The organism is Nocardia sp. NPDC004582, assembly GCF_053602115.1.
Genome location: NZ_JBSGCY010000253.1, coordinates 1 through 4,479 on the forward strand (window position 1 = coordinate 1; position 4,479 = coordinate 4,479).

A 4,479-nucleotide genomic window follows, 5' to 3' on the forward strand; every position below is an offset into this window, starting at 1 on the left:
GGCGGGAGACTCCGGGTCGGCGTCGGCGGTGCCGGCGGCCGCGGCGGGACGCGTGGCGACGGCGCCGGTGTCGGGGGTGGCTGCGTCCATATCGGGGGTCGGCATAGGCGGTCGTTCCCCCCGGAAAGGTCAGCGGCGGCAGCCGCGTTGGTTCAGGACGCGGTCAGTCTAGTGCGTGTGCGCGGACGCCACCGCCCCGGTATCGGCGGATCCGGTACCGGCATGGCGTACATCACCCGTGATGCGTGCCGCCGCCAGTCTGCCTGATAGCAGCACGGTCGGCACGCCGACGCCGGGCACGGTGCCCGAGCCTGCGAGAACGACATTCGCGCGCCCGGCCACCAGGTTCCGGGTCCGGAACGGACCGGTCTGCCGGAACAGGTGTGCCGCCGAGAACGGGGTGCCCGCCAGCATGCCCTGGGCCCGCCAGCTGTGCGGGGTGTCGAGGTGGTCGACCCGGAAGTGTCGCGAAATGCCTTGGTAGCCGCGCGCTTCCAGGACCTGGAGCAGCTCGCGCAGGTAGTGCGGGCCGAGTTCGTCCCAGGCCAGGGGCGCGGCGTCGAGGTTCGGGCACGGGGCGAGCAGTGAGAGCGGTTCGTGGCGAACCGTGTCGCGCAGCTGCCCTTCGGCGTCGATGTGCGGTTCGGGGCGGTCGATGTAGAGGGTGGGATCGGTGAGGGCGGGGCGGGTGAGCAGTAGCGACGGGTCGCTCATCAGCGCGCCGCGGCCGCGCCGGGCGGCGATCTCGGCGAAGGTCCGGTCCCACTCCCGCCCGAAGTCGATGGTGTGATGCGCCTGCACCGGCCAGGCGGCGGCCACTTCGGCGGGAATAGTGCCGTGCGCGACGACGGCCGACGGCGACGCCCGCAGTCCCCGCCGGCGCCGCAGCCCGAACCGGGTCAGCGACCCGATGTCGGCGGTCACCACCAGCGCGTCGCAGTCGAACACGCGGCCGTCGGCGGTATGCACCGCGGTGGCGCGGCGGCCCGCGTAGTCGACGCCGATCACCTCGGCGCGCAGTTCGAGGGTCCCGCCCGCGGCGGTGAACGCGCGCGCCAGCGCCGCGGCGATGGACCGCATGCCGCCCTCGGGGTAGGTGACGCCCAGGCAGGTGTCCATGTACGGGATCGCGCCGTAGACGCCGAGCGCCCGGTTCGGCGCCATGCCCGCGAACAGGGCCTGGAAGCTGAACAGCCGGGCCACGTCCGGATCGCGGATCACGCGCCCGACCTTGGGGCCGAGCCGGCCGAACGCGCCGAGCCGAACCAGTCGCGCCAGCGCCGTCCGCTTCTCCGGAATCCGCACCATATCGAGGGGCGACTCGAAGTTGGTGTCCATGAACTGCCGGAACTCGGCCTCGTACACGCCTTTCAGCCAGCCGCGCAGCCGCCGGTAGCGGCGGGCCGTGGCCGGTCCGCGCACCCGCGCGACCTCGTGGGCCATGCGCTCCTCGTCGGAGTAGACGCCGATCTGGGTGCCGTCGGCGAAGCGCGCCCGGTAGGCGGGGGCCATGTCGAGGATCGTCAGGCCGACCGACTCACGAGTGTGACCGACCACGGCCAGCGCCTCGTCGATGAGTTCGGGTAGGGTGAGAATCGTTGCCCCGGAGTCGATCTCGTAGTCCGGGCCGCGGTAGGACCCGACCCGCCCGCCGGGCCGGTCGTCGCGCTCCAGCACGGTCACCTGCCGCCCCGCCGCCAGCAGGTGCAGCGCCGCGGCCAGCCCGGACAGTCCCGCGCCGACCACGACCACCCGATCGGTCGGTCCCGCAACCGTTTTCATGCCACCTGCTTTCCCTCTGCGGTCAGGCCGCCGTGCGTCCCCGCCGGTCGGTCTGGCGACCACCTCGAACCGTGATCGGTGCGGACGGCCGTGTGCTGTCGTGCCGGATCAGTAGGTCCGCGCGGTGGCCGAGAGCGCCATGGCGCGCAGTTGCCGGGCCGCGTCCGGGGTCACGGTGCTGGCGTCCAGCGCCGTGAGGGCCTGCTCGGTGAGCGAGGCGATGCGCTGCTCGACGGCGTCGACCGCGCCGAGTTCGGTGAGGGCCGTGCGCAATTCGGCGACCTGCTCGGGGCTGAGGTCGGTGCCGAGGCTGGTGCGGATGAGCGCGGCGGTGGCGGGCGCGGTGGCGTCGGCGCGGCGCAGGGCCTCGGCGATGAGCACGGTGTGCTTGCCCTCGCGCAGGTCGTCGCCGGACGGCTTGCCGGTGACGGCCGGATCGCCGAACACGCCGAGCAGGTCGTCGCGCAGCTGGAAGGCGATGCCGATGTCGGTGCCGAATTCGCGGTAGGCGGCGATCACGTCGGGGGACGCGCCGGCCAGCGCCGCGCCCATGTGCAGCGGGCGTTCGATGGTGTAGGCGGCGGTCTTGAACCGGTTGATCCGCAGCGCGGCCTCCACCGATTCGTCGCCCGCGGACTCGCCGTGGATATCGAGCAGTTGCCCGCCCAGCACCTCGGTGCGCATGGCCGCCCAGACCGGGGCGAAGCGGGCGGCGGCGTCGGCGGGCAGCCCGGCGTCGCGGGTCATGTCGTCGGCCCAGGCCAGGGCCAGGTCGCCGATCAGGACGGCGACGCTGACGCCGTAGTGGTCGGCGTCACCGGTCCAGTGCTGATCCCGGTGCCGCTGTTCGTAATCCACGTGCACGGTCGGGAAGCCGCGGCGGGTGCGCGAGGAGTCGATGATGTCGTCGTGGATGAGCGCGCACGCCTGCACCAGTTCCAGTGCCGAGCAGGCGGTGAGCACGGCGTCGGCGTCCGGGTCCTCGGGGCTGCGGCCCGCGCCCAGCCAGCCGGTCCAGGCGAAGGCGGGGCGGGTGCGCTTGCCGCCGCGAATGACGAAGTCCTCCAGGGCCGCGGCCGCGTCCACGAAGACCGGGCCGAGGGGTTCGACGATCGGTTCGCGGGTGCGGAAGAAGGCGGTGAGGCGGTCCTCCACGGCGGCGACGAGTGATCCCGCGCCGACCGGGTGGCGGGTCGGGGTACCGGGTCCGGCGGACAGGGGAGCCTCCTTGGTGAGTGCGCGGCGCGGCGCGAGCGCGATTCCCCCGGCGATCGGTCTCGGGGTGCGTGCGACGACGGCGAACGCCCCCGGTGACCGGCCCGATCGCGCGGGCGTCAGGTCCGCGCGCGGGGTTGGCCCCGACTCTACCGACCGCCGGGTCGCGGCCGGGAATCGGTCGGGTCCCGTCCGGTCCCACCTGCTGGGATAGGCACAGGTCGGGGTCCGGGCCCGGACGCGGGCCCGTAAAATGCAGGCGTGAGTTTCGACAACGTACGGGGATATTCGACCCCTGGCCGAGTTTCCCGCACGCCGCATGTGTCCGGAACTCGCTCCGTGGTGCAGCAGCTGGGCCCACGTCCCGACGGGTCGGTTCCGTTCTCGGTCGAGTTCAATCCGCCGCGTGACGCCGCCGGTGAGGCGCGCCTGTGGCGGGCCGCCCGCGAATTCGAGCGGCTGCATCCGGCGTTCGTGTCCATGACCTACGGCGCCGGCGGCTCCACCCGCGACCGCACCATCCGGGTCACCGGCGAACTGGCGCGCGAGACCACGCTGCTGACCGTCGCCCACCTGACCGCGGTGGACCACTCGGTCGCCGAACTGCGTTCCATCGTCGGCGCCTACGCCGACTCGGGCATCCGCAATCTGCTGGTGCTGCGCGGCGATCCGCCGGGCGACGTGCTGGGCGAATGGCTCAAGCACCCCGAGGGCGTCGAATACGCCGAGGAGCTGGTGCGCATCGTGCGCGACCTGGGCGACTTCCACGTGGGCGTGGCCTCGTTCCCGCAGGGCCACCCGCGCTCCACCGACCTCGACGACGACACCCGCTTCCTGGTGTCGAAACTGCGCGCGGGCGCGGAGTATTCGATCACCCAGATGTTCTTCGACGTGGATCACTATCTGCGCCTGCGGGATCGGGCCATCGCGGCCGATCCGGTCGAGGGCGCGAAGCCGATCATTCCCGAGCTCATGCCGGTCACCTCGCTGCGCACGGTCGAGCGCGCCGAGGAGCTGTCGGGCCGTCCGCTCCCGGCGAAGGTGATCGAGCGGCTGCGCAAGGCCGCGGGCACCGGGCCGGAGGAGGATCGCGCGGCGGTCCGGGCCGAGGGCATCCAGATCGCCACGGAGATGGCCCAGCGCCTGATCTCCGAGGGCGCGCCCTGCCTACATTTCATCACCCTGAATTTCGCCAAGGCCACCAGCGAAGTGCTGGCGAACCTGGGCTATTCGGTGTCGGCCGCTCCGGCCAACGCCTGAGCGGATCGGTTCCGCCGCCGCGAATCGGGCCCGGCATGCCGGAGCAAATGACCGGAATGAACTGGTCAGCGGAGTAGCGTCCCCTCACGACTCGTGACCTCGAGGGGAGCCCTTCATGTCCGTGTTCCACCACCTCGTCCGGGTGGCCGGCGCCGTCAGCGCCTGCGCCGTGCTCGCCGCCGCCGGACCGGCAACCCTGGCGGGACCCGCCGCCGCGGCCCC

General features: G+C 72.8%; 3 protein-coding genes. 1 reads left to right on the forward strand and 2 read right to left on the reverse strand.

All coding sequences use genetic code 11. The features are described from left to right. Positions 1–168: 168 nt before the first annotated feature. Positions 169–1,782, reverse strand: a complete 1,614-nt coding sequence (crtI, locus tag ACWELJ_RS33415; RefSeq protein ID WP_452370066.1) for a phytoene desaturase family protein — start codon at positions 1,780–1,782, stop codon at positions 169–171. A 108-nt stretch (positions 1,783–1,890) separates the two neighbouring features. After that, positions 1,891–3,000, reverse strand: a complete 1,110-nt coding sequence (locus ACWELJ_RS33420) for a polyprenyl synthetase family protein (RefSeq protein ID WP_452370068.1) — start codon at positions 2,998–3,000, stop codon at positions 1,891–1,893. A gap of 258 nt (positions 3,001–3,258) precedes the next feature. Here ACWELJ_RS33420 and ACWELJ_RS33425 point away from each other — a divergent pair, with 258 nt between their 5' ends. Then, positions 3,259–4,257 carry a methylenetetrahydrofolate reductase gene (locus tag ACWELJ_RS33425; protein ID WP_452370067.1) on the forward strand — a complete coding sequence of 333 codons (999 nt, stop codon included), beginning with the start codon at positions 3,259–3,261 and terminating at the stop codon, positions 4,255–4,257. The last annotated feature ends 222 nt before the right edge of the window (positions 4,258–4,479 follow it).

What these genes read in the sequence shown, in the direction of transcription:
- crtI (WP_452370066.1), bottom strand. Translation starts at nt 1,782, where the DNA reads ATGAAAACGGTTGCGGGACCGACCGATCGGGTGGTCGTGGTCGGCGCG.